At 38.0% G+C, this 19,524-nt stretch carries 17 protein-coding genes and 1 riboswitch; of the genes, 11 read left to right on the forward strand and 6 right to left on the reverse strand.

The window, feature by feature from the left end; genetic code table 11:
* Window positions 1–8: 8 nt before the first annotated feature.
* From REI64_RS01845 to REI64_RS01855, 3 genes are all read left to right on the forward strand, one after another.
* Entirely contained in the window at window positions 9–2,714 is a 2,706-nt protein-coding gene (locus REI64_RS01845) for a putative LPS assembly protein LptD (RefSeq protein WP_308848378.1), read from the forward strand.
* Window positions 2,715–2,828: 114 nt separating this feature from the next.
* A complete protein-coding gene (locus REI64_RS01850; protein WP_308848379.1) occupies window positions 2,829–4,082 on the forward strand; it encodes a competence/damage-inducible protein A in 1,254 nt (417 codons plus the stop codon).
* 131 nt (window positions 4,083–4,213) lie between these two features.
* Window positions 4,214–5,563: a dihydrolipoamide acetyltransferase family protein gene (locus tag REI64_RS01855; protein WP_308848380.1), complete on the forward strand. Its 1,350-nt coding sequence runs from the start codon at window positions 4,214–4,216 to the stop codon at window positions 5,561–5,563.
* Window positions 5,564–6,300: 737 nt separating this feature from the next.
* Here REI64_RS01855 and REI64_RS01860 read toward each other — a convergent pair.
* The 3 genes from REI64_RS01860 to REI64_RS01870 all read right to left on the reverse strand — a co-directional run bounded on the left by REI64_RS01860 (window position 6,301) and on the right by REI64_RS01870 (window position 10,015).
* The gene (locus REI64_RS01860) at window positions 6,301–7,545 is read right to left on the reverse strand and encodes a homoserine dehydrogenase (RefSeq protein WP_308848381.1); all 1,245 of its coding nucleotides are present in this window, start codon (window positions 7,543–7,545) and stop codon (window positions 6,301–6,303) included.
* A gap of 76 nt (window positions 7,546–7,621) precedes the next feature.
* Window positions 7,622–8,680: a homoserine O-acetyltransferase gene (gene metX / locus REI64_RS01865; RefSeq protein ID WP_308848382.1), complete on the reverse strand. Its 1,059-nt coding sequence runs from the start codon at window positions 8,678–8,680 to the stop codon at window positions 7,622–7,624.
* A gap of 24 nt (window positions 8,681–8,704) precedes the next feature.
* Window positions 8,705–10,015, reverse strand: coding sequence for an O-acetylhomoserine aminocarboxypropyltransferase/cysteine synthase (locus tag REI64_RS01870; RefSeq protein WP_308848383.1), 1,311 nt, complete (start codon window positions 10,013–10,015; stop codon window positions 8,705–8,707).
* A gap of 275 nt (window positions 10,016–10,290) precedes the next feature.
* A riboswitch (SAM riboswitch) is annotated at window positions 10,291–10,401 on the reverse strand.
* Window positions 10,402–10,703: 302 nt separating this feature from the next.
* Between REI64_RS01870 and REI64_RS01875 the strand changes: the two genes are divergently transcribed.
* Both REI64_RS01875 and cysM read left to right on the forward strand, forming a co-directional pair.
* A complete protein-coding gene (locus REI64_RS01875; RefSeq protein WP_308848384.1) occupies window positions 10,704–11,510 on the forward strand; it encodes a serine acetyltransferase in 807 nt (268 codons plus the stop codon).
* A 90-nt stretch (window positions 11,511–11,600) separates the two neighbouring features.
* A complete protein-coding gene (gene cysM, locus REI64_RS01880) occupies window positions 11,601–12,473 on the forward strand; it encodes a cysteine synthase CysM (RefSeq protein ID WP_308848385.1) in 873 nt (290 codons plus the stop codon).
* A gap of 139 nt (window positions 12,474–12,612) precedes the next feature.
* On the opposite strand, the gene REI64_RS01885 is transcribed toward cysM, so the two are convergent.
* Window positions 12,613–13,740, reverse strand: coding sequence for a PLP-dependent transferase (locus REI64_RS01885; RefSeq protein WP_308848386.1), 1,128 nt, complete (start codon window positions 13,738–13,740; stop codon window positions 12,613–12,615).
* A gap of 264 nt (window positions 13,741–14,004) precedes the next feature.
* Between REI64_RS01885 and REI64_RS01890 the strand changes: the two genes are divergently transcribed.
* A complete protein-coding gene (locus REI64_RS01890; RefSeq protein ID WP_308848387.1) occupies window positions 14,005–14,496 on the forward strand; it encodes a lipocalin family protein in 492 nt (163 codons plus the stop codon).
* A gap of 334 nt (window positions 14,497–14,830) precedes the next feature.
* The gene (locus REI64_RS01895; RefSeq protein WP_308848388.1) at window positions 14,831–15,715 is read left to right on the forward strand and encodes an SDR family oxidoreductase; all 885 of its coding nucleotides are present in this window, start codon (window positions 14,831–14,833) and stop codon (window positions 15,713–15,715) included.
* Here the strand turns inward: REI64_RS01895 and REI64_RS01900 are convergent.
* Window positions 15,705–16,193 (reverse strand): nicotinamide-nucleotide amidohydrolase family protein, encoded by a 489-nt coding sequence (locus tag REI64_RS01900; RefSeq protein ID WP_308848389.1) that lies wholly within the window; start codon window positions 16,191–16,193, stop codon window positions 15,705–15,707. The two genes, REI64_RS01895 and REI64_RS01900, sit on opposite strands and share 11 nt — an antisense overlap.
* 190 nt (window positions 16,194–16,383) lie before the next feature.
* Here REI64_RS01900 and REI64_RS01905 point away from each other — a divergent pair, with 190 nt between their 5' ends.
* The 4 genes from REI64_RS01905 (at window position 16,384) to REI64_RS01920 (ending at window position 19,184) form a co-directional block, all read left to right on the forward strand.
* A complete protein-coding gene (locus REI64_RS01905) occupies window positions 16,384–16,917 on the forward strand; it encodes a DUF892 family protein (protein ID WP_308848390.1) in 534 nt (177 codons plus the stop codon).
* Window positions 16,918–16,922: 5 nt separating this feature from the next.
* Complete coding sequence (locus REI64_RS01910) at window positions 16,923–17,315, forward strand: response regulator (protein WP_308848391.1); 393 nt, start codon at window positions 16,923–16,925, stop codon at window positions 17,313–17,315.
* A gap of 77 nt (window positions 17,316–17,392) precedes the next feature.
* The gene (locus REI64_RS01915) at window positions 17,393–18,514 is read left to right on the forward strand and encodes an ATP-binding protein (protein WP_308848392.1); all 1,122 of its coding nucleotides are present in this window, start codon (window positions 17,393–17,395) and stop codon (window positions 18,512–18,514) included.
* A complete protein-coding gene (locus REI64_RS01920) occupies window positions 18,501–19,184 on the forward strand; it encodes a response regulator transcription factor (RefSeq protein WP_308848393.1) in 684 nt (227 codons plus the stop codon). The genes REI64_RS01915 and REI64_RS01920 overlap by 14 nt, the downstream gene beginning before the upstream one ends.
* On the opposite strand, the gene REI64_RS01925 is transcribed toward REI64_RS01920, so the two are convergent.
* Complete coding sequence (locus tag REI64_RS01925) at window positions 19,181–19,426, reverse strand: hypothetical protein (RefSeq protein ID WP_308848394.1); 246 nt, start codon at window positions 19,424–19,426, stop codon at window positions 19,181–19,183. The genes REI64_RS01920 and REI64_RS01925 overlap by 4 nt on opposite strands.
* Window positions 19,427–19,524: the final 98 nt, after the last annotated feature.

Genomic DNA, 19,524 nt, shown 5'->3' on the forward strand with positions numbered 1-19,524 from the left:
ACACAAATTTGAAACTTTTACAGACACTCATTTTTTCCACGTTTTTGGTGTTGTTAGTCGTACTGGCTGATACTAAAGTTTTTGCATCTGCAAACGTAGGATATTTTCAGACTTTACCACAACAATCAGATACCATAAGAAGAGACACTACCAAAAGGCCGATGAAGAAAAGTAGCCTCGACTCTAAGTTAGAGTACTATGCAAAAGACTCGGTTGTGGTAGATAAAAAAAATGAAATCCAGTACTTATATGGTGGTGCACGTGTAAAATATGAAGGTTTGGAATTAGATGCAGAGTTTATTAGGTTCGATAATAAGAACAAGCTTGTATTTGCAAGAGGTAGTACAAACGATAAGGGAAGGTATTTTGGGCGGCCCATTTTTAAAATGGAAGGACAAGGTACTTCTATGGCCGATTCACTAAGCTATAATATCGAAATAGGAAATGGTGTAGTGCATGGCGTATTTACTGAGCAAGAGGGTGGTTTTTTCTCTGGAGGTAGAACAAAAATGCAGCCCGATAACGAATTTCATGTTCATAATACGACCTTCAGTACTTGTAATTTACCGCATCCACATTTTGGTATACAAATATCTAAAGGTATCGCTACAGAAAAGCATATCATTACCGGTCCGGTGTATATGAAGTTTGAAGATATACCTATGCCGTTGGGTTTGCCTTTCGCATTTTTCCCGAAGCCTAACAAAAAGGCATCCGGTTTTATTTTGCCTACTCCAGGCGAGGATGCTACCAAAGGATTCTCTTTATTGGGCGGTGGTTATTATTTAGCGTTTAATGATTATATGGATGCTAGATTGATTACAAATATATTTACCAATGGTTCTTATGACATGAATTTGGTATCTAACTACACCAAAAGATACAAATACAACGGTAATTTAAATCTAACTTATTCGAGTACGCGTAACGGATTGGAAGGTACACCAGAGTTTGAACCCGTGAAAACCATCATGATTGGCTGGACGCACAGTCAAGGCGCAAATGCAAGGCCCGGAAGCACCTTTAGTGCATCGGTAAATGCAGGTTCTAGCAGGCACAACGCATTAACTGCTGGTAACGGTACTTACGATCCTAATAGATTTTTGCAAAATTCACTCCGTTCCAGTATCTCGTACGGTAGAGTTTTTGGCGATGGTTTGTTCAACTTTACTTCTGCTTTATCACACTCGCAGGAAACCCAAACTAGAAATGTGAGTTTAACCTTGCCCGATGTAAGTTTAAACATGACAACCATTAGTCCATTTGACTCTAAAAAAAGAGTAGGCGAAGCTAAATGGTATCAAAGGCTAACCTTGGGTTACAGCATGAATGCAACCAATAATGTAAGTACTACAGAAGATTTGTTATTTACCAAAGGAGGTTTCAATAGGTTTACCAATAGCGTAAATCACAACGTACCTATCAGTTTACCATTCACACTTTTAAAGTATCTTAACTTCACTTCTAGTGTAAATTATTCTGAAAAATGGGATTTTAAAACTGTAAGAAACAGATATATCAGAACCAATTCTGGATATGAAATAAGACCCGATACGATTAACGGTTTTAAACGCGGTGCACAATATAGCTTAAGTACCGGAATGTCTACCAAAATCTATGGTATCAAGCAATTTAAGGGTAACGGAGCCATAAAAGCAATGCGCCACGTAATGACCCCAACCGCTAGTTTCAGCTATACGCCAGATTTTTCTAGAGAAAGTTTAGGTTACTTTTTGCCAGCCCAGTATTACACAGATGATCTTAGACCGGGAATGAGTGTGCCAACTGGCGAATATGTTAGGGATAATTTAGGGAATCCGCTACTGTATTCTGTATTTATGAATGGAGGTCCTTCACAAGGTAGAAATGGTAGCATAGGTTTCTCCGTAGATAACAATGTTGAGTTAAAAGTTAGGGATAGAAAAGATACTACAGGAGTAGGTGAACGTAAATTAGCAATTTTGCAAGGTCTTACGTTTAATACTTCTTATAACATCTTTGCAAAAGAAAAGAAACTTGCACCAATCAATTTTAGTGGTCGTTCACAGTTTACTGAGAAATTAGGGATTAACTTCAACGGTATTTTTAGTCCTTATACTGTTGGTGAAGTGCCATTTACTTCGGGAACTGGCGCCGATGCAGTAACTACTTTCTCCTACCGAGAAATAGATAGGTTCGTATGGCAAGACGGAAAATTACCTCGTTTAACCAATTTTGGTTTTTCTTTTGATTACAGTTTAAACCCCGAAGCATTTAAACGCAGAAATGAAAATCTGGATCAGTTGAACCAACAAGCGCCAGCCGCAAGTAGAACACAGGCACAAATAGATGCTTTAAACGCCATTAGCCGAGACCCAAATGCCTTTGTAGATTTTAACATACCTTGGAATTTTTCTTTTAGTTACCGATTTGATTATAACAATCCGCTAGGTAGACCAGAAACGAGAACTGTTACCAATACCCTAAACTTTAGCGGCGACTTTAACTTAACGCCAAAATGGAAAATCACCTATAGCTCAGGTTACGATTTTAAAGCAAAGAACCTTTCTCAGACTAATTTCTCAATTTACAGAGATTTACATTGCTGGGATTTAAGCGCTACTTGGGTTCCTTTTGGACTTTATCAAAGTTATTCAATCGATATTAGAGTAAGAGCTTCAGTACTACAAGATTTAAAATTGAGTAAACGTAAAGGATTTTATACCACGTATTAAGCTGTTGTTAAGTTGTAAGGTTGTTAAGTTGTAAGTTTAATTCAATCACTCTCTCGTTCAGTCATTCAAAATTTAATCATCTCTCATTTAATCATTCAAAATTCATTAAAAGCCATGTTTGCAGAAATTATAACCATAGGTGATGAAATTCTAATTGGTCAGATTGTAGATACTAATTCTGCATGGATGGGGATAGAACTTAATAAAGTTGGAGTGAAGGTTAAGCAAATCACATCGATTTCTGATGATGCGGAACACATTGTTAGTGCGTTGGATGAAGCTCAAAAGCGTGCCGACATTATCTTAATTACTGGTGGATTGGGTCCAACTAAAGATGATATTACGAAGCACACTTTGTCGAAGTATTTCAATATGCCTTTGCGTTTAGATGAAGAAACCTTGGCTCATGTAAAGCTATTTTTCGAGAAGCTAAACCGCCCAATGATTGATGTAAATATCAAGCAAGCAGAAGTGCCAGATGGTTGTACCGTAATTAAAAACCAAAATGGCACAGCGCCTTGTATGTGGTTTGAGCACAACGGTAAAATCATTGTTTCTATGCCAGGTGTACCTTTTGAGATGAAATACTTGATGCAGGATGAAATTATTCCTCGCATTCAACAACGGTTTCAAATGCCATTTATCGTTCATCAAACTATTTTAACTGCGGGTTTGGGCGAATCATTCTTAGCGCAAGAAATTGCTGATATCGAAGATGCTTTACCATCACATATTAAATTGGCTTATCTGCCAAAATTAGGTTTGGTGAGGTTGAGATTAAGCGCAACGGGTAGTGATGAACCAGCTTTGCTAGCCGAAGTGGCATTTTATACCAAAAAAATAGTAGAGCGTGTAGAAAAATTTGTGGTGCTAACGGAAGACGTACCGTTCGAAAAAGCGATATTAAACTTAATGGGTAAACACGGTTTAACACTTTCTTTAGCCGAAAGTTGTACTGGCGGATATATTTCTCATCTGTTTACCCAACATTCTGGCTCGTCTGCTGTTTTTCAGGGAGGTGCGGTGACTTACTCTAATGCTTTAAAACAAACGGTGCTAGGAGTAAAGGAAGAAACACTAGTAACATTTGGTGCTGTTAGCGAACAAACTGCAAAGGAAATGGCTTTAGGTGCCGTTAACAATTTTAAAACCGATTATGCTATTGCTGTAACTGGTGTTGCTGGTCCAGATGGTGGCACTGCAGAAAAACCTGTCGGCACGGTTTGGATTGCCGTAGCAAGCAAAGCTGAGGTGAATGCGAAAATGTATAAATTCGCCAGTCAGCGGTTACAAAATATAGAACGTGCTGCAATGGCTGCTTTAATGATGCTTTTTGTGCAGTTGAAACAAGATTTGAAAGGCGGTTAAGTGGTTAATTGTTTAAACTGGTTAACTGTTTAAACCGAAAGCGGAGAACTGCAAACTGAAAACTACTTTTAATAAAGCATTAAAAAACGTATTTTTGTAGTCGTAACCAAATTTACACTAACGAAAAATATATGGCTCAATACGAATTGTTATTGCCTAAAATGGGAGAGAGTGTTGCCGAAGCAACCATTATTAAATGGACTAAACAGCCAGGTGATAACATAGATTTAGATGATACCATTTTAGAGATTGCCACCGATAAGGTAGACTCTGAGGTGCCTTCGCCAGTAGCAGGTAAATTGGTAAAACAGCTTTTTGCTGCCGATGATGTAGTGCAGGTAGGGGCAGTAATTGCAATTATAGAGATTGAAGGTGGTGTTAGTGAAACACCAGCTCCTCAGGTGGAAGTGCAGGCAGAAGCGAAGGCTGAGCCAATTGCAGAAACAATTCCTGGCATTAGCCAACTGCTCACGGAAAATACATCAGCACCAGCTAATGTAGATTTTAAATCTTCTGATAGATTTTATTCGCCATTGGTGAAAAATATAGCCAAAGAAGAAGGTGTTTCTATTGAAGAACTAGATGGCATTAAAGGTTCTGGTGCCGAGGGTCGTTTGACTAAGGAAGATTTACTAAACCATATTCAAGCTAAAAAAGGAGGTTCTACTTCTAGAATTAGCGATACTTTAGCGCAGGCAAAATCTGCTGTAGAAACTCCAAAACAAGAGAAATTAGCTCAGCCAGCTCAAATTGCAACTAGCGTAAGCGGCGGCGATGAAATTATAGAGATGGACAGAATGCGCAAGCTCATTTCTGACCACATGGTGATGAGCAAGCACACTTCGCCTCACGTAACTTCATTTGTGGAAGCCGATGTAACCAATTTGGTATTGTGGCGCAACAAAGTGAAGAATACTTTCGAAAAACGTGAGAACGAAAAAATCACTTTTACCCCAATTTTTGTAGAAGCGGTAGCAAGAGCGATTAAAGATTTTCCAATGATTAACGTTTCTGTAAACGGAACGCAAATCATTAAGAAGAAAGATATTAATATTGGTATGGCGGCTGCTTTACCATCGGGTAATTTAATTGTGCCGGTAATTAAAAATGCCGACCAACTGAATTTGGTGGGCTTAACCAAAGCGGTAAACGATTTGGCTAACAGAGCACGTATCTCGAAGCTAAAGCCAGACGAAACGCAAAATGGAACTTTCACTTTAACAAACGTTGGTTCTTTTGGCAATGTGATGGGAACGCCAATTATCAATCAGCCGCAGGTGGCTATCTTAGCGGTTGGCGCAATCAAAAAGAAGCCTGCAGTTTTAGAAACCGAACACGGTGATGTTATTGCAATTAGACACATGATGTTCCTTTCACTTTCTTATGACCATAGGGTAGTAGATGGCGCTTTGGGTGGTTCTTTTGTGCGCCGAGTAGCAGATTATCTAGAGAACTGGGACATTAACAGAGAAATTTCTTAGACTTCTATTTGAATGATATAAATCTATCCTGACGAATTTTTTTGTCGGGATTTTTTTTTTCTAGAAAATGAAAGTCATCATTCCATCGGAGGCTATAGCCCTGCTATCCGCTTTACTTATTGGCAAACCATATTGGTTTGCCAAAAGTGCTCGCTACTATCAGGTTTAATGAACAAAAAACTGTGCAATAATTCGCAAAAAAAAACACCCCGCCCGTTGGGCACCCCTCTAAAAGAGGGGAATTAATCATGCCATTCCCCTCTTTTAGAGGGGTGGTCGAAGACCGGGGTGTTTAGGTATAATCTACTTGTTGTTTTTAACTAGCTTTCGCATTACGATACCCAATCGAGTTGGGTATGTCGGAAAACGCCCTTTCTTACACAGAATTAAGTTAACTAGACTGGATGGAAGTGGAAACCCCACAGCCAATCCGCCAGCTGGCGGAGGGCGAGGAGTTGTAGCGAACAGCCAGACTTTCGGGAAATAGTTGTACTGAAATTGCTCTTCAAGAAATGAATAGTCTTCGATAACCTATTCCCATTAATCGGAGCTAAGACTGACAAGAGACCTTTAAAAATGTAAAAGCCCAGACATCCATCTGGGCATTTTACTATCAAAACAAAACAATATAAAAATTTAATTTACTGAATAACTAGTTGAAGTTACGACTTAATTGATACGTTGGCGAGGACGTCAACGCAAGCAGTTCAGTTGTTGGCGTCCCCGCCAACAAGCTTTTAACCATTCACTAAAATTCCTTCTTCGGCTATAGCTTTAATATCTTGTTCGCTATAGCTAATTTTGCCTGTTTGGGCAATAAAAACATCCTTGTTTACTAAGATATCTTTGTTCTCCAAAAGGCTTTTTAAACTTACGCTTCCAATTACATACTTATAATCGTTGCGAGAGAAGCGCTCTGAAATGTTTTCTATTTGCAGTTTCTCTACAGTGTACTCATGTTGGTAGCGTAGGTAAACTTCCAAACTCACTTTATCGGTATGGATTAAGCCGTTTTGTTGCTTGTACTTTTTGTACTCGTAACGATAATCGTAACGCAATGCAGCGATATCAGAAAGTACGGCTGCACCTGTTGGATGACCGCCAGCACCTTTGCCGAAGAAGAATTGTTTATCAGCAAAAGCAGCTTGTACCGTTACGCCGTTATATTCATTTTCTACATTGTAAAGGAAATCATCGCTCTTCACAAACTTTGGCAATACAAAAGTGATTACCTGTTTAGTGCTGATTTTTCTGGTAGTTGGCACTAACTTGATTTTGTAATTTTTCTCTTTGGCGTATTGGATATCTGCATCGCTTAAGTTCTGGATACCGATGTTCAAGATCTTGTCAGGATTTAAGAACAAACCATAAGCGTGGGCTGTAGCAATAGTTAATTTGAATTTCGGATCGTAACCACCAACATCTAAAATAGGATTGGTTTCTGCAAAACCTAAATCTTGTGCCTCCTTTAAAGCGGCATCGTAACTTGCTCCCTCGTTAAATATCTTAGAAAGAATGTAGTTAGAAGAACCGTTGAAAATTCCGCTGATGCCGTGTAAAAGTTCGTTGTCGTAGTATTCTTCTAGGTTTCTGATGATTGGAATACTGCCGCAAACTGCACCTTCGTATAATAACGAAGTTCCATAATCTTCTTGCAGTTGCACTAATTCTGCCAAATGTGTAGCAATCATTTTTTTATTGGCCGATACCACATTTTTACCGCTGCTCAATGCTCTTTTTGTGATGTTGTAAGCCGCATCCGCATCATCAATTAGCTCTACAATGGTATTGATTTCTGGATTGTCTAATATCTCATCATGTGAGGTGGTAAACAAATGTGCATCTAACGTTCTTTTCTTTTCAGGGTTTTTGATGGCTATTTTAACAATTTCTAGATTTAGGTTTTGCGCTTTTATGATATCGTGTAGACCTTGTCCAACAACTCCAAATCCAAATAATCCTATTTTAAGTTTCTTGCTCATGTGTTTAATTAGTATTGAGATAAGCGTATTGCGTATTGAGATATGTTGCTCAATGCCAAGCGCTCTTCTTTTTCCGCTAGGCGATGTGTTGTAGTTTAATTACTTTTTTCTTTATGTTTTCCTTTAAAAAATTGCCAATAATGTTCGTTAGCTTATCCGTTTCTATCAAAAAACCATCATGTCCGTAAGCACATTTAATGCTGGCAAATTGTGCATCGTTAATGTTGTTGGCTAAAAATTGCTGCTCTGTAATAGGGAAGAGGATGTCGTTTTCAATTCCTACTACCAAAGTATTTGCTTTCACTAATTTGAGTGCATCAGCTACGCTTTTTCTGCCTCTGCCAACATTATGGCTATCCATCGCTTTGCTTAAATACCAATAACTGTAGGCATTAAAGCGTTTGCATAATTTCTCGCCTTGGTAGTTTTGGTAAGAAGAAGCCCTGAAATCGGTCACTTTATCGTTTACACTTTCTAGTTGCGTTTCGTTGTAAGCTTCGTAAGTTCTGTATGAAAGCAGAGCAATGCTTCTTGCTGTTTTCAAGCCTTTGTAACCACCATCTGGTTTGTTGGCGTAGAAAGTTCTATCTGTTGCAATTGCTAATCGCTGACTTTCGTTAAATGCAATCCCCCAAGGTGAGTGTGCCGCATTGGTTGCTACTAAAATCAAGTTTTCGATTTCAGTTTTGCCTGCGATAGACCATTCTAAAGCCTGCTGACCTCCCAACGAACCACCAATTAACGTTTTTACCGTTTTAATACCCAAGTGCTCGGCAAGTAACTGATGTATCGCCGCTAAATCTCTAATGGTAAATTCCGGAAAAGCCAAATAGTAAGGTTGGCCAGTCACTGGGTTTACGCTCAGCGGATTAGTAGTGCCATAATTAGAGCCTAAAACATTGGCGCATACAATGAAATGTTCTTCTGGATTGAACAAATCTTTAGTGCCAAATAAGCCTTTCCACCAATCTAATACATCGGCATTTGCCGTTAATGCGTGACAAGCCCAAATTACATTGTCCTTTTTAGCGTTTAAAGTACCATAAGTTTGATATGCAATTTCCAGATTGCGGAGTTTTTTACCGCTTTCTAGCTTGAATATTTTTGGATATTTATAGGTTAACGAAGTACTCATTGTTGGTGGTTGTGTTGTTGTGTGTTAGTTTAAGGAAGCGAGAGCGCCAAATGCTTGTTCAAAATCAGCTTTAATATCGTCGATGTGCTCAATGCCAACTGATACTCTTAATAATGCAGGTGTAACGCCAGCAGCTAACTGCTCTGCTTCGCTCAATTGTTGGTGCGTAGTTGCTGCAGGTTGAATAATCAGAGTTTTTGCATCGCCTACGTTGGCTAAATGACTTACCAATTTTAAGTTGTCAACCAATGCAATTGCATTTTCTTTATTGCCTTTCAATTCGAAGCTTAATACCGCACCAAAACCGTTTGATAAATATTTTTTCGCGTTAGCGTGATAAGGACTACTTTCCAATCCTGGGTAGTTTACTTTGGCAACTGCCGGATGGTTTTCTAGCCATTTGGCCAAAGCCAGTGCGTTTTCTACGTGGCGCTGAACTCTCAACGAAAGTGTTTCCAAACCTTGCAACAATAAGAAAGAGTTGAACGGAGATTGCGAAGCTCCAAAATCTCTCAAACCTTCTACGCGTGCTCTGATGATGAATTGGATATTTCCGAAAGGACCATTTTGCCCAAACACATCGTTAAAAACTAAACCGTGGTAACCATCAGAAGGTTCAGTAAATGCTGGGAATTTTCCATTGCCCCAGTTGTAGTTACCACCGTCAACAATTACACCGCCAATGCTGGTTCCGTGACCGCCAATCCACTTTGTGGCAGATTGTACCACTACATTTGCACCGTGCTCTATTGGTCTGAACAAATAACCAGCAGCACCAAAAGTGTTGTCTACAATTAAAGGTAAATCGTGTTTTTTGGCAATGGCAGCAATTTGTTCGAAATCGATAATGCTAAAAGATGGATTACCGATTGTTTCTAAATAAATTGCTTTGGTGTTTTCGTCAATTTTCGCTTCAAAATCTGATGGATTATCGCCATCGGCAAATTTTACGGAGATTCCTAAGCGTTTAAAAGCAACTTTGAATTGATTGTAAGAACCGCCGTATAAGTGACTAGATGAAACAAAATTATCGCCAGCCTGCAAGATATTGTTTAGTGCAATGAATTGTGCCGCTTGCCCAGAAGCTACAGCTAAAGCTGCCACTCCGCCTTCTAAAGCGGCAATGCGTTTTTCGAAAACATCGGTAGTTGGGTTCATGATACGGGTGTAGATGTTCCCAAATTCTTTTAGTGCGAAAAGATTTGCACCGTGTTCCGAGTTTTTAAAACCGTATGATGTTGTTTGATAGATTGGAACAGCTCTTGAACCAGTTGTTGGGTCTATATCTTGTCCAGCGTGGATTTGTAGTGTTTCGAATTTATGTTGAGTTGACATTGGAATTACGAGTTTAGATTTACGAATTACGATTTGCTGTTGGCCTAGGTTTTAGGCGTAGGTTGATGTTGCGTACCCTAGTTTGGTAGGGCCTTCCTAATTGTTAGAAAATTACAAGTGGAAGATTTTTGATTTTAGTACATGCGAATGCACATACACATCATCAATTGCATGTTGCAGCAATTACCAATAATAGAAGTAGCAATAGAATTTTGTCCGACCTGCTCGGGAAACGTGTTTCTTGAAGAAATTGAATTAATTAGTTTCATCTTATTAATTTATATTTCCAAAATGCACCATGCAATTTGGTCAGGAATTGGCACCTTCTCTTTTTGAGGGTTGCCAGTGGGTCTTTGAGCCTGTCTCTCGCCACTTCTTTATAAATCAATAACCTTGCGGTGATTGACTTTTATTTGGTTCTCCAAATAATGTTTCAAATATAGGTTGTTTTTTATTTCCCTGCAAAATAAAATTTCGAAAAATAATTATTAGTCTGGTTTTTAACGTATTGTGTTTGGTGTTATGGACTTGATTTTAGCAACAGATATACAGATAACCATATTTTAAAACCTTATCTACATCAAATTATCTGTGCATTCGTTGCTAAAAAGACATTTGAATGTTCCTAATGTATATCAGTGGCAGAATAAAATACTAACTTTGTAGACTTACTATACAATTTAAAAAATTGAACACCGAATTTCTAAATAGCATTATTCAGCGCCAAAACCAACAGCAGGTTGTGCCATCTAATCAGATGATTGCAAACTGGGCGCAGTCTTTATTAAATCTGATTTTCCCAGAAAGGGGAGCGTCTACCAATTACAACCAAGATGTATTGAAGGGTGTTTTCTTTGAATTGAAGGAAGAACTACAGTTGATACTGAAATCTACAAAATCGCCTAATAAAGCGTTAAATAAGGGAATTGCCGATGCGTTTTTTGATAGACTGCCTGAAGTTTATCGTAAGTTGAATACCGATTTGGTGTCGCTTGTTGATGGCGACCCGGCGGCACAAAGTGAGTTTGAAATTATTAGGTGTTATCCCGGTTTTTTTGCTGTGGCGATGTATCGTTTTGCACATGAACTACATTTGTTAGAAGTACCTCACATTCCTCGCATCATTACCGAATACGCACATACTGTTACTGGAATTGATATCCATCCGGCAGCAGAAATTGGCGAATATTTATACATTGACCATGGTACAGGCTTGGTAATTGGTGAGACCACCATAATTGGTAGCCATGTGAAATTGTACCAAGGGGTTACCTTAGGCGCTTTAAGCGTGGATAAATCGAAGTCGAACACCAAAAGACACCCAACTATTGGCAATCACGTCATTATTTATTCTGGAGCTACTATTTTGGGAGGAGAAACGGTAATTGGCGATCATAGTGTGATTGGTGGTAATGTTTGGTTAACGGTAAGTGTACCTGAAGGTTCGACAGTTTACCATCAAGTGGAGATTAAAATTAAAGAAAAGAATAGTTAATAGTCGATGGTTAATAGTTTTGGGCGAGAATATAAATCATCTTAAGTCTGCGTTATCATCTGCGAAAATCAGCGGGTAAAAAATATAGATATGAAAAACATTATAGATTGCATCGGAAATACGCCATTGGCAGAAATTAGATATCTGAACACCAATCCGAAGGTTAAAATTTATGCGAAGCTAGAAGGAAATAATCCTGGTGGAAGTGTAAAAGACAGAGCTGCGTTGAATATGATACGCAGTGCGATGGAACGTGGAGAAGTAGACAAAAATACCAAATTGATTGAAGCAACAAGTGGAAACACAGGAATTGCCTTAGCCATGATTGCTTCTATTTATGATATCGATATTGAATTGGTAATGCCCTCAAGCTCAACCAGAGAACGCACTTTAACGATGGAAGCTTTTGGCGCTAAAGTGACTTTGTTAGATTCTATTGAAGTTTGTAGAGACTATGCAGAAGAAAAAGGAGTACAGCCGGGCTATTTTCTGCTGAACCAGTTTGCTAATCCTGATAATTATTTAGCACATTATAAAACTACGGGTCCAGAAATTTGGGAAGAAACCGAGGGAAAAATCACTCATTTTGTGAGTAGCATGGGTACTACAGGTAGTATTATGGGGAACTCCAGATATCTGAAAGAGAAAAATCCAGATATTCAGATTGTAGGTTGTCAACCAACAGAAGAGTCGTCTATTCCAGGTATTCGTCGTTGGCCTATTGAATATTTACCAAAGATTTATGAGCCAGAACGTGTAGATAGAATTATGGATGTTTCCCAACAAGATGCAACTTTAGCAGCACGAGCTTTAGCAAAAAAAGAAGGTATTTTCGCTGGTATGAGCAGTGGTGGCGCTTTGCATTGTGCCTTGCAATTAGCGGAAGAGTTAGAAAGCGGATTGATTGTGTTTATTACTTGCGATAGAGGTGATAGGTATTTAAGCAGTGACTTGTTTGGGTAGATATACAATCCGTCATTTCAATTAAGATTTAGACCGTCATTGCGAGGCACGAAGCAATCCTAAGGCACGTTTATATATTTTCGTAGTAAGATTGCTTCGTGCCTCGCAATGACGATGTTGTCTAGGTATGCGTTAAACTTTACACTTTCAACTTAACCCAAGCCTGTTCCAAATCCCCAATCAAATCATCAATATGCTCTAAGCCAACAGAAATTCTAATTAAGTTCTGTGGTGTTTTACTAGTTGGCCCTTCTACGGAAGCACGGTGCTCAATCAAACTTTCTACACCCCCCAAACTTGTTGCCTGACTAAAAATTTTCACACTGTTAACCACTTTTCGGGCAAATTCAGCATCGCCTTTGGTTAAAATAGAAAGCATGCCACCAAAGCCTCTCATTTGTTTTTTCACAATTTCATATTGTGGATGCGATGGTAGTCCTGGATAATAAACAGCCTCTACTTTTGGGTGCTCATTTAAGTAATTCGCTAATTTCTCTGCATTTTCGCAGTGTCCTTTCACACGGTAAGCCAAAGTTTTGATGCTTCTAAGCAATAAGAAACAATCGAACGGAGAAGGTACGGCACCGCCAGTTTCTTGTATGTTTTTAACTTTATCGAAGAACTCATTTTTAGCAGCAAAAGTTAACGAACCTCCTAAAACATCACTGTGTCCGCCAATATATTTGGTAGTAGAATGCATCACAATATCGGCTCCTAAAGCAATTGGATTTTGTAAAATTGGAGAGGCAAAAGTGCTATCCACTGCAAAAATCAGTTGATGCTTTTTGGCTATCTTACCCAAAGCTTCAATGTCTGTAATTTTTAATAAAGGGTTAGATGGCGTTTCTACCCAAAGTAGTGAAGTAGTAGGTTTTACAAAGCTTTCTACGGAATCAACCGCTGTTAAATCAACAAAGTCGAAGCTCAAAATATCTGCAAAAATAGTTAGTAACTGCTTTTTAAATCCCCAGTACATATCGTCAGGAGCAATGATATGGCTGCCTGGTTTTAAGGCTTGAAAAACAGCCATTCCAGCAGTGTTGCCAGATGAAAAAGCACACGTGTCAGCACCGCCTTCTAACTCTGTAATCACTTTTTCCAGCGCAGAACGATTTGGATTGCTTACTCTACTATACATATGACCACCAGGATAGCCACCATCTTCGCCTCTAAAATATGTGGTAGATAAATGAATTGGAGAAGTAACATCGCCTGTGGCTGTTTTTATTAGGTTAGAAGCGTGGATAGCAGTAGTTTCTGGTTTCATGAAATTCGATTTTGAGATGTTTTAAAACAAATGTAGCGCAAATAGCTTTAATAACTCATTTTTGGCAAGATTTATGTAAAGAGTTTCACGAAAATTATACAAAGTGGAGTTGGATTTGATAAGCATTCCACTTCAATCAAAAATCAAATTATGAAACCATTCCATTGGAATGTCTTCTTTACAAATGAAAATAACAGAAAAACAATGAAACCATTCCGATTTATCGGGATAGCTTCATTACAGATGAAAACAAAATCAAAAACAATGAAAAAACTATTTTTAGCAATCGCTTTATTTTCTGCATCGTTAGTGGTGTTAGAAAGCTGCTCTCCAAAAACTACTACGGGTGCACCTGCGGTTAGAAGAGGTAATGTTACAGGCAACTGGATGTTAAACAATATTACTTTCGAAGGTATTCCTGATGTAGCGGTGAGATCGTTTCTTGGCGAAAGCTCTTACAAATGCTTTGTTGGTAGTACTTGGCGATTAACCAACAGCGGTAACGGTAGCTATAGTTTGCCTGCTAGTGCTAGTTGCTCAGCTAAAACACAAAATATTTTTTGGTCGGTAAGCACTGCTGACGAAACTTTCCAATTTAAAAAACTGTACGAAGGTGAAAAAGCTAAGAATGTAGCAGAAGGTTATCGTTTGGTGTTATCCAGTGCAAATGATGATGCAATGACAATTAAATCACCGATTGAGTATAGTGGTAAAACTGCTTATGTTGTAATGAACTTTGTAAAAGCCGTTAACTAATATAAAGATACCTCTTGTGCATTTGTGAGATTTAGCCACAGATACACAAATGAAATACAGATTTAAAACATACAAGAATTGAACTTTTGAACTAGAACACTTTATTGAGTGACAATATTTCGCTTCAATTTTATTTAAAAACAAAAAAATCTGTGCATCTGTGGCTAAATGCACAACAGTTAAAGATATGTTTTTTTGAAGCCGTAAGCATTTGTTTACGGCTTTTTTATTGTCGTATAAATACGCAATCCGATTAGTATTTGTTCTCGAAAATTAAATCGATGGAACTTTTCTTTTAGTCAATCGTTCATCTTTAAATAGTAATGAAGAAATTATGAGCGAAAATATAGATCCAAAAGAATTGTTCCCGGCTCCACCGTTTAATACTCCAGAGCAGAAATATCCGGGTACGGAGGAAAAGATGGACCCCAAAGCAGATCATGGCGAAGATAGCTATGTTGGTTACGGTAGGTTTGAGGATAAGAAAGTGATCATTACCGGAGGCGATTCGGGAATTGGCAGGGCAGTAGCTATTGCATTTGCCAGAGAAGGAGCAGATGTGCTAATCAGTTACCTCTCTGATGAGGAAGATAAGGATGCTAAAGAAACCGCAGATCACGTAACACAAGCCGGACGAAAGGCCATTTTAATGAAAGGAGATATTACTGAAGAAAGCCAATGTAAGGCCATTGTAGAGAAAGCTGTAACGGAATTTGGAAGAATAGACGTGCTGATTAACAATGCTGCTTTTCACATTAGCCGTAAAAAAATTGAAGATATCCCGACTGACGAGTGGGATTTTACTTTTGCTACCAATGTTAACGCAATTTTCTATTTGTGCAAAGCCGCAGTGCCGCACATGCCAAAAGGTAGTAGCATTATCAATACCAGCTCTGTAGTAGCGTTTGATCCATCTGAAGATCTATTGCCTTATTCTGCCACCAAAAGTGCAGTAGTTAATTTAACCGCAAATCTCAGTCAAATTCTGTTGAAGCAAGGCACGGGAATTAGGGTAAACTCGGTAGCTCCTGGCCCAGTTTGGACACCGCTTATTCCAGCAACAAAATTTAACGTAGAAAACTTTGGTAAAAATACAGCAATGGAGCGTCCTGGGCAACCAGTAGAAATTGCGCCTGCGTATTTATTTTTGGCATCAACCGAAGCCAGTTTCATTTCGGGAGCTGTACTGCCGGTAACTGGCGGTCGGATTACGATTTAGTAAAGTAAGCTAACACTTCTGTTATCACCTGTTGAACATAGTCTTTCTGTGCCTCGGCAGGTGAATTTTCTTTAGTAAGCAGTTTATGGGTATGCACTATCTTGTCATTTATTGCAATGGCCATAAAAGCATGTAGTTCATCTATGTTCTCTTCTGGAACGGGGCTTGCATATCCGGTAATTGCGATACCCATTTTGCTGTTTAATAGCTTGCGAACCTGCAATGCCATAGTTGCTGCAATATCGCTCGATACGCAGTTGCAAATTGATCCGTAAGTAAAATCTAAACCTAAATGTTTTACTTTTTGGCCTATGTTGTAGGTGGTAATTCCACCGTTAAAAATGTTTAGCGCATGCGGCATTTGGCTCAGTGTAAACTGTAAATATCCAGCAGTTACACTTTCTGCTACTGCAATAGAAATTTGTTCTCTTACGCAGTATTCGCTCAGTTCTTTTAGGGTCAATTCGGTGATGTTCATATTTATCAAAACACTAGGCTTCAGTAAATTGTTTATGATTTTAAAACCAAAAAGCCACAATTAAATAGGGTATTAATACGTTGCTTTTTAGTATAAATATCCTTTTTAAGACCAATACGATATCGGATATTAGTTAATAGAAATCATCACATAGTGAGATGGTTATTCTTTGATTTTTAAATAGTTAGTTATGGTAACAATTCAGTCTAACACTTTCAATGAAAAGACGCTCAACAAAGGAGATTTTAGTAGTAAATCTTTAATAGATAGTTTAAAACAGGTTTACTGCGCCGAAAAGCAATGGTTAGCTGTATTGCCAATTTTGCAATTGGCAGTGGGCTGCGAAGATCTGTTCGAAACGCTGGATAAATTCCAAAAGGAAGGCAAAGAACATATCCACCGCTTAGAAAGTATTTTCGAAACAATTAATGTGGCTGTAGAAGAAGTTGCAAATAAAGATGTTGAAGTTCTTATTGATGAATGTTACGATATTATAGATGTTACCCCTCGAAATAGCTTTATAAGAGATGCTGGATTAATAGTGGGTATGCAGCAAATACAGCAATATCAAATCACGGCCTACACTTCTCTATTGGCACAGGCTTTAGAAAGCGATGCCCAAAAAGTGGTAAATCTAATAAGAGTGATTATCCATAATAAACAACAAGAAGAAGAGCAGCTGGCAATGGCGGGAACAAGTCAAATGCTTGATGAGATAACCTAAATTTTATGACTAATATCGCTATCGAGGCTACTGAAAAACGTAAATTATTGATTTTTGAAGATGAGAATAGTATGCAAACTGTTCTCTCTGCGGCATTAATACCAGAAAAATTTCATCTAGAATTTGTTTCGAAGAATACGATAGGGATGTTGAACTCCTTTAATCCGCAAATGATTCTACTAGATCATTCGTCGGCACCAATAACTGATGAACAAAACTTATGCGAAAAAATTAAGGAATGTTTTCCGAATGTTCCTCTAATTGTTATTTCTGCCTATCCACTAAATAAATTAGGCAGTTATAACAATTATATGGATTTGTTTATAGCTAAACCTTTTGATTTAGGCTATTTTATGAATTGCATAACACATTTTAGTGAAAAAATAGTTAGCTGTTAACTGATGTGTGTTACAACTTTTAAGAGTGTTGGTTTAGATTTTTCCTTATATTTAAGGTTGATAAATTGGAAAGATTTATGGAGAAACGTAAAGATACAACTGTTATCGAACAATATTTAGGTCATCAGATAATGATGGAGAATTTTGAGCTAGAATCAACAGTTTTCTCTAAAATTGCCGATGCAGTGCCAGATATGCTTTATGTTACCGATATCCAGCAGATGCGAAAGGTTTATTCCAATACGCGTATCCATCAATTATTTAAAATGGGGCGTAGGGAAATTAGCGAAATGGGCATGCGTTTTTTCGAAAGAATTGTACATCCGGCAGACCAACACCAGTATTTCGAAAGTATTCAAAATTTGCGTAATGCGAGAGATAATGAGGTGCATGAACTGCAATATAGAATTATAGATCACGAAGGTAAAATCCACTGGCTAGCTACGAAAAGAAAAGTCCTGAAACGCGACGAGTTTGGAATTCCAATACATATTATCGGTATTTCACAAGACATTACAGAGCAAATTATATTAAATGAAGAACGCCAGCGGCTGATAGATGAACAAACTAAATTAAAGGCTGCACAACAGCGACGTCTTTTTAAAGCCATTATTAGTGCGCAAGAAGAAGAAAGGAGAAATATTGCCGAAAATTTGCATAATGAAATTGGGCAATTGCTATTTGCGGCGCAATTGAAACTTAGTCCATCTGAAAAGGAAAGCAGGGCTTTGCTTAACACTGCTATAAAGAAAGTGCGGCAAATTTCTTTTGAACTAACGCCGGTATTACTTAATGATATGGGCTTGGAAGTTGCACTGAAAGATATGTTAGAACGAAAACTCGATCCTCAGCAAATTTCCTTCAATTTAAGCTTTAATATTAAAGGCGATCGCTTAAATACTAACATGGAAGTGGTGATTTTCCGTATTGTACAAGAATTGCTAAATAACACCATCAAATATGCCGACGCTACTCACGTAAATGTTCTGGTGCTACAGAAAGAAGAAGAACTTTATGTTAGCCAGACTGATAATGGAAAAGGTATGGACACCCAAGTACTATCTGATTTAAAAGAAGGTTTTGGTTTAAAGAGCATAGTTAATCGCCTGCATCTTTTGAATGGCGTTATTGAAGTTTTCTCTCAACCTAGTAAAGGCACAAAAGTATTAATGAATATTCCTCTAAATGGCGCAGAATAATCAAAAAATTAACATCTTATTAGCCGATGACCATCATTTGGTACGAGACGGCATTAAATCCTTGTTGCTAAAGTACAATGAGTTTAACGTACTTGGCGAAGGTGCCGATGGCGACGAAATTTTAAAAATCCTTGAAACTAATGAGGAACCAATAGATTTGGTATTAGCTGATATCAATATGCCAAATATGACTGGCTTACAATTATCTCAGCATATTGCAGATAGGTTTCCAAGCGTAAGAGTGCTCATACTTTCTATGTTAGATCATGAAAAATACGTGTCGCAGGCAATACAAGCTGGTGCTAAAGGTTATTTACTTAAAAGTGTAAGTGAAGATGAACTCGTATTTGCTATTAAGCAGGTAATGTACAATTCGTTTTACGTTTGTGCCGAATTAACGCATCAATTACTAAATAAAAGCTTGTTGGGCAATTATGGCATAAAAATATCAAACAATAAAACAGTTAAAATAGATTTTTCTACCAGAGAAATTGAAATTTTAGAGTTGATAGCCGAAGGTTACACCAACATGGAGATTGCCGATAAATTGTTTACTAGTAAACGTACAGTAGAGGGGCATAGATTGCAAATGATTGCCAAAACAGGTGTTCGTAACACTGCTGCTTTAGTTAAATTCTGCATTACCAACGGCATTTTGAACTATGCTTAAGAAGATTTGATTTTTTCTTCTATTTTTAGTCCAATGTCCTGAATTGTTTTGTCGTCTAGATTGCCCCAAAGCTGCTCCCATTTTCCGTAAGTTTCGTTTCTTAGCTGCGTAATTTCGGTATCGCCAATATGGCAGGCATAATACGGCACGCCATCTGTGGTTTCAAGCTGTATAACGTTAAGGTGCTTTTCTTGCCCATCAATTTTCGCAATGATATAAAAATCTTCGTGAGGTGAATTCATAGTCTTTTTTTAGTACTAACATTCTACTTACGATTTAGTTTTTGCCAATGCTTTTCATTACTTAAAACATCTATGCTTTGTGAATTGTTATCCATTTT

The organism is Pedobacter sp. (genome assembly GCF_031119335.1).
Lineage (GTDB): Bacteria > Bacteroidota > Bacteroidia > Sphingobacteriales > Sphingobacteriaceae > Pedobacter.

Bases quoted from the DNA above. Each gene is read 5' to 3' on its own strand.
- REI64_RS01850 (WP_308848379.1), top strand. From the start codon at position 2,829: ATGTTTGCAGAAATTATAACCATAGGTGATGAAATTCTAATTGGTCAG.
- REI64_RS01855 (WP_308848380.1), top strand. From the start codon at position 4,214: ATGGCTCAATACGAATTGTTATTGCCTAAAATGGGAGAGAGTGTTGCC.
- REI64_RS01860 (WP_308848381.1), bottom strand. From the start codon at position 7,545: ATGAGCAAGAAACTTAAAATAGGATTATTTGGATTTGGAGTTGTTGGA.
- metX (WP_308848382.1), bottom strand. From the start codon at position 8,680: ATGAGTACTTCGTTAACCTATAAATATCCAAAAATATTCAAGCTAGAA.
- REI64_RS01870 (WP_308848383.1), bottom strand. From the start codon at position 10,015: ATGTCAACTCAACATAAATTCGAAACACTACAAATCCACGCTGGACAA.
- cysM (WP_308848385.1), top strand. From the start codon at position 11,601: ATGAAAAACATTATAGATTGCATCGGAAATACGCCATTGGCAGAAATT.
- REI64_RS01885 (WP_308848386.1), bottom strand. From the start codon at position 13,740: ATGAAACCAGAAACTACTGCTATCCACGCTTCTAACCTAATAAAAACA.
- REI64_RS01890 (WP_308848387.1), top strand. From the start codon at position 14,005: ATGAAAAAACTATTTTTAGCAATCGCTTTATTTTCTGCATCGTTAGTG.
- REI64_RS01895 (WP_308848388.1), top strand. From the start codon at position 14,831: ATGAGCGAAAATATAGATCCAAAAGAATTGTTCCCGGCTCCACCGTTT.
- REI64_RS01900 (WP_308848389.1), bottom strand. From the start codon at position 16,193: ATGAACATCACCGAATTGACCCTAAAAGAACTGAGCGAATACTGCGTA.
- REI64_RS01905 (WP_308848390.1), top strand. From the start codon at position 16,384: ATGGTAACAATTCAGTCTAACACTTTCAATGAAAAGACGCTCAACAAA.
- REI64_RS01910 (WP_308848391.1), top strand. From the start codon at position 16,923: ATGACTAATATCGCTATCGAGGCTACTGAAAAACGTAAATTATTGATT.
- REI64_RS01915 (WP_308848392.1), top strand. From the start codon at position 17,393: ATGGAGAAACGTAAAGATACAACTGTTATCGAACAATATTTAGGTCAT.
- REI64_RS01920 (WP_308848393.1), top strand. From the start codon at position 18,501: ATGGCGCAGAATAATCAAAAAATTAACATCTTATTAGCCGATGACCAT.
- REI64_RS01925 (WP_308848394.1), bottom strand. From the start codon at position 19,426: ATGAATTCACCTCACGAAGATTTTTATATCATTGCGAAAATTGATGGG.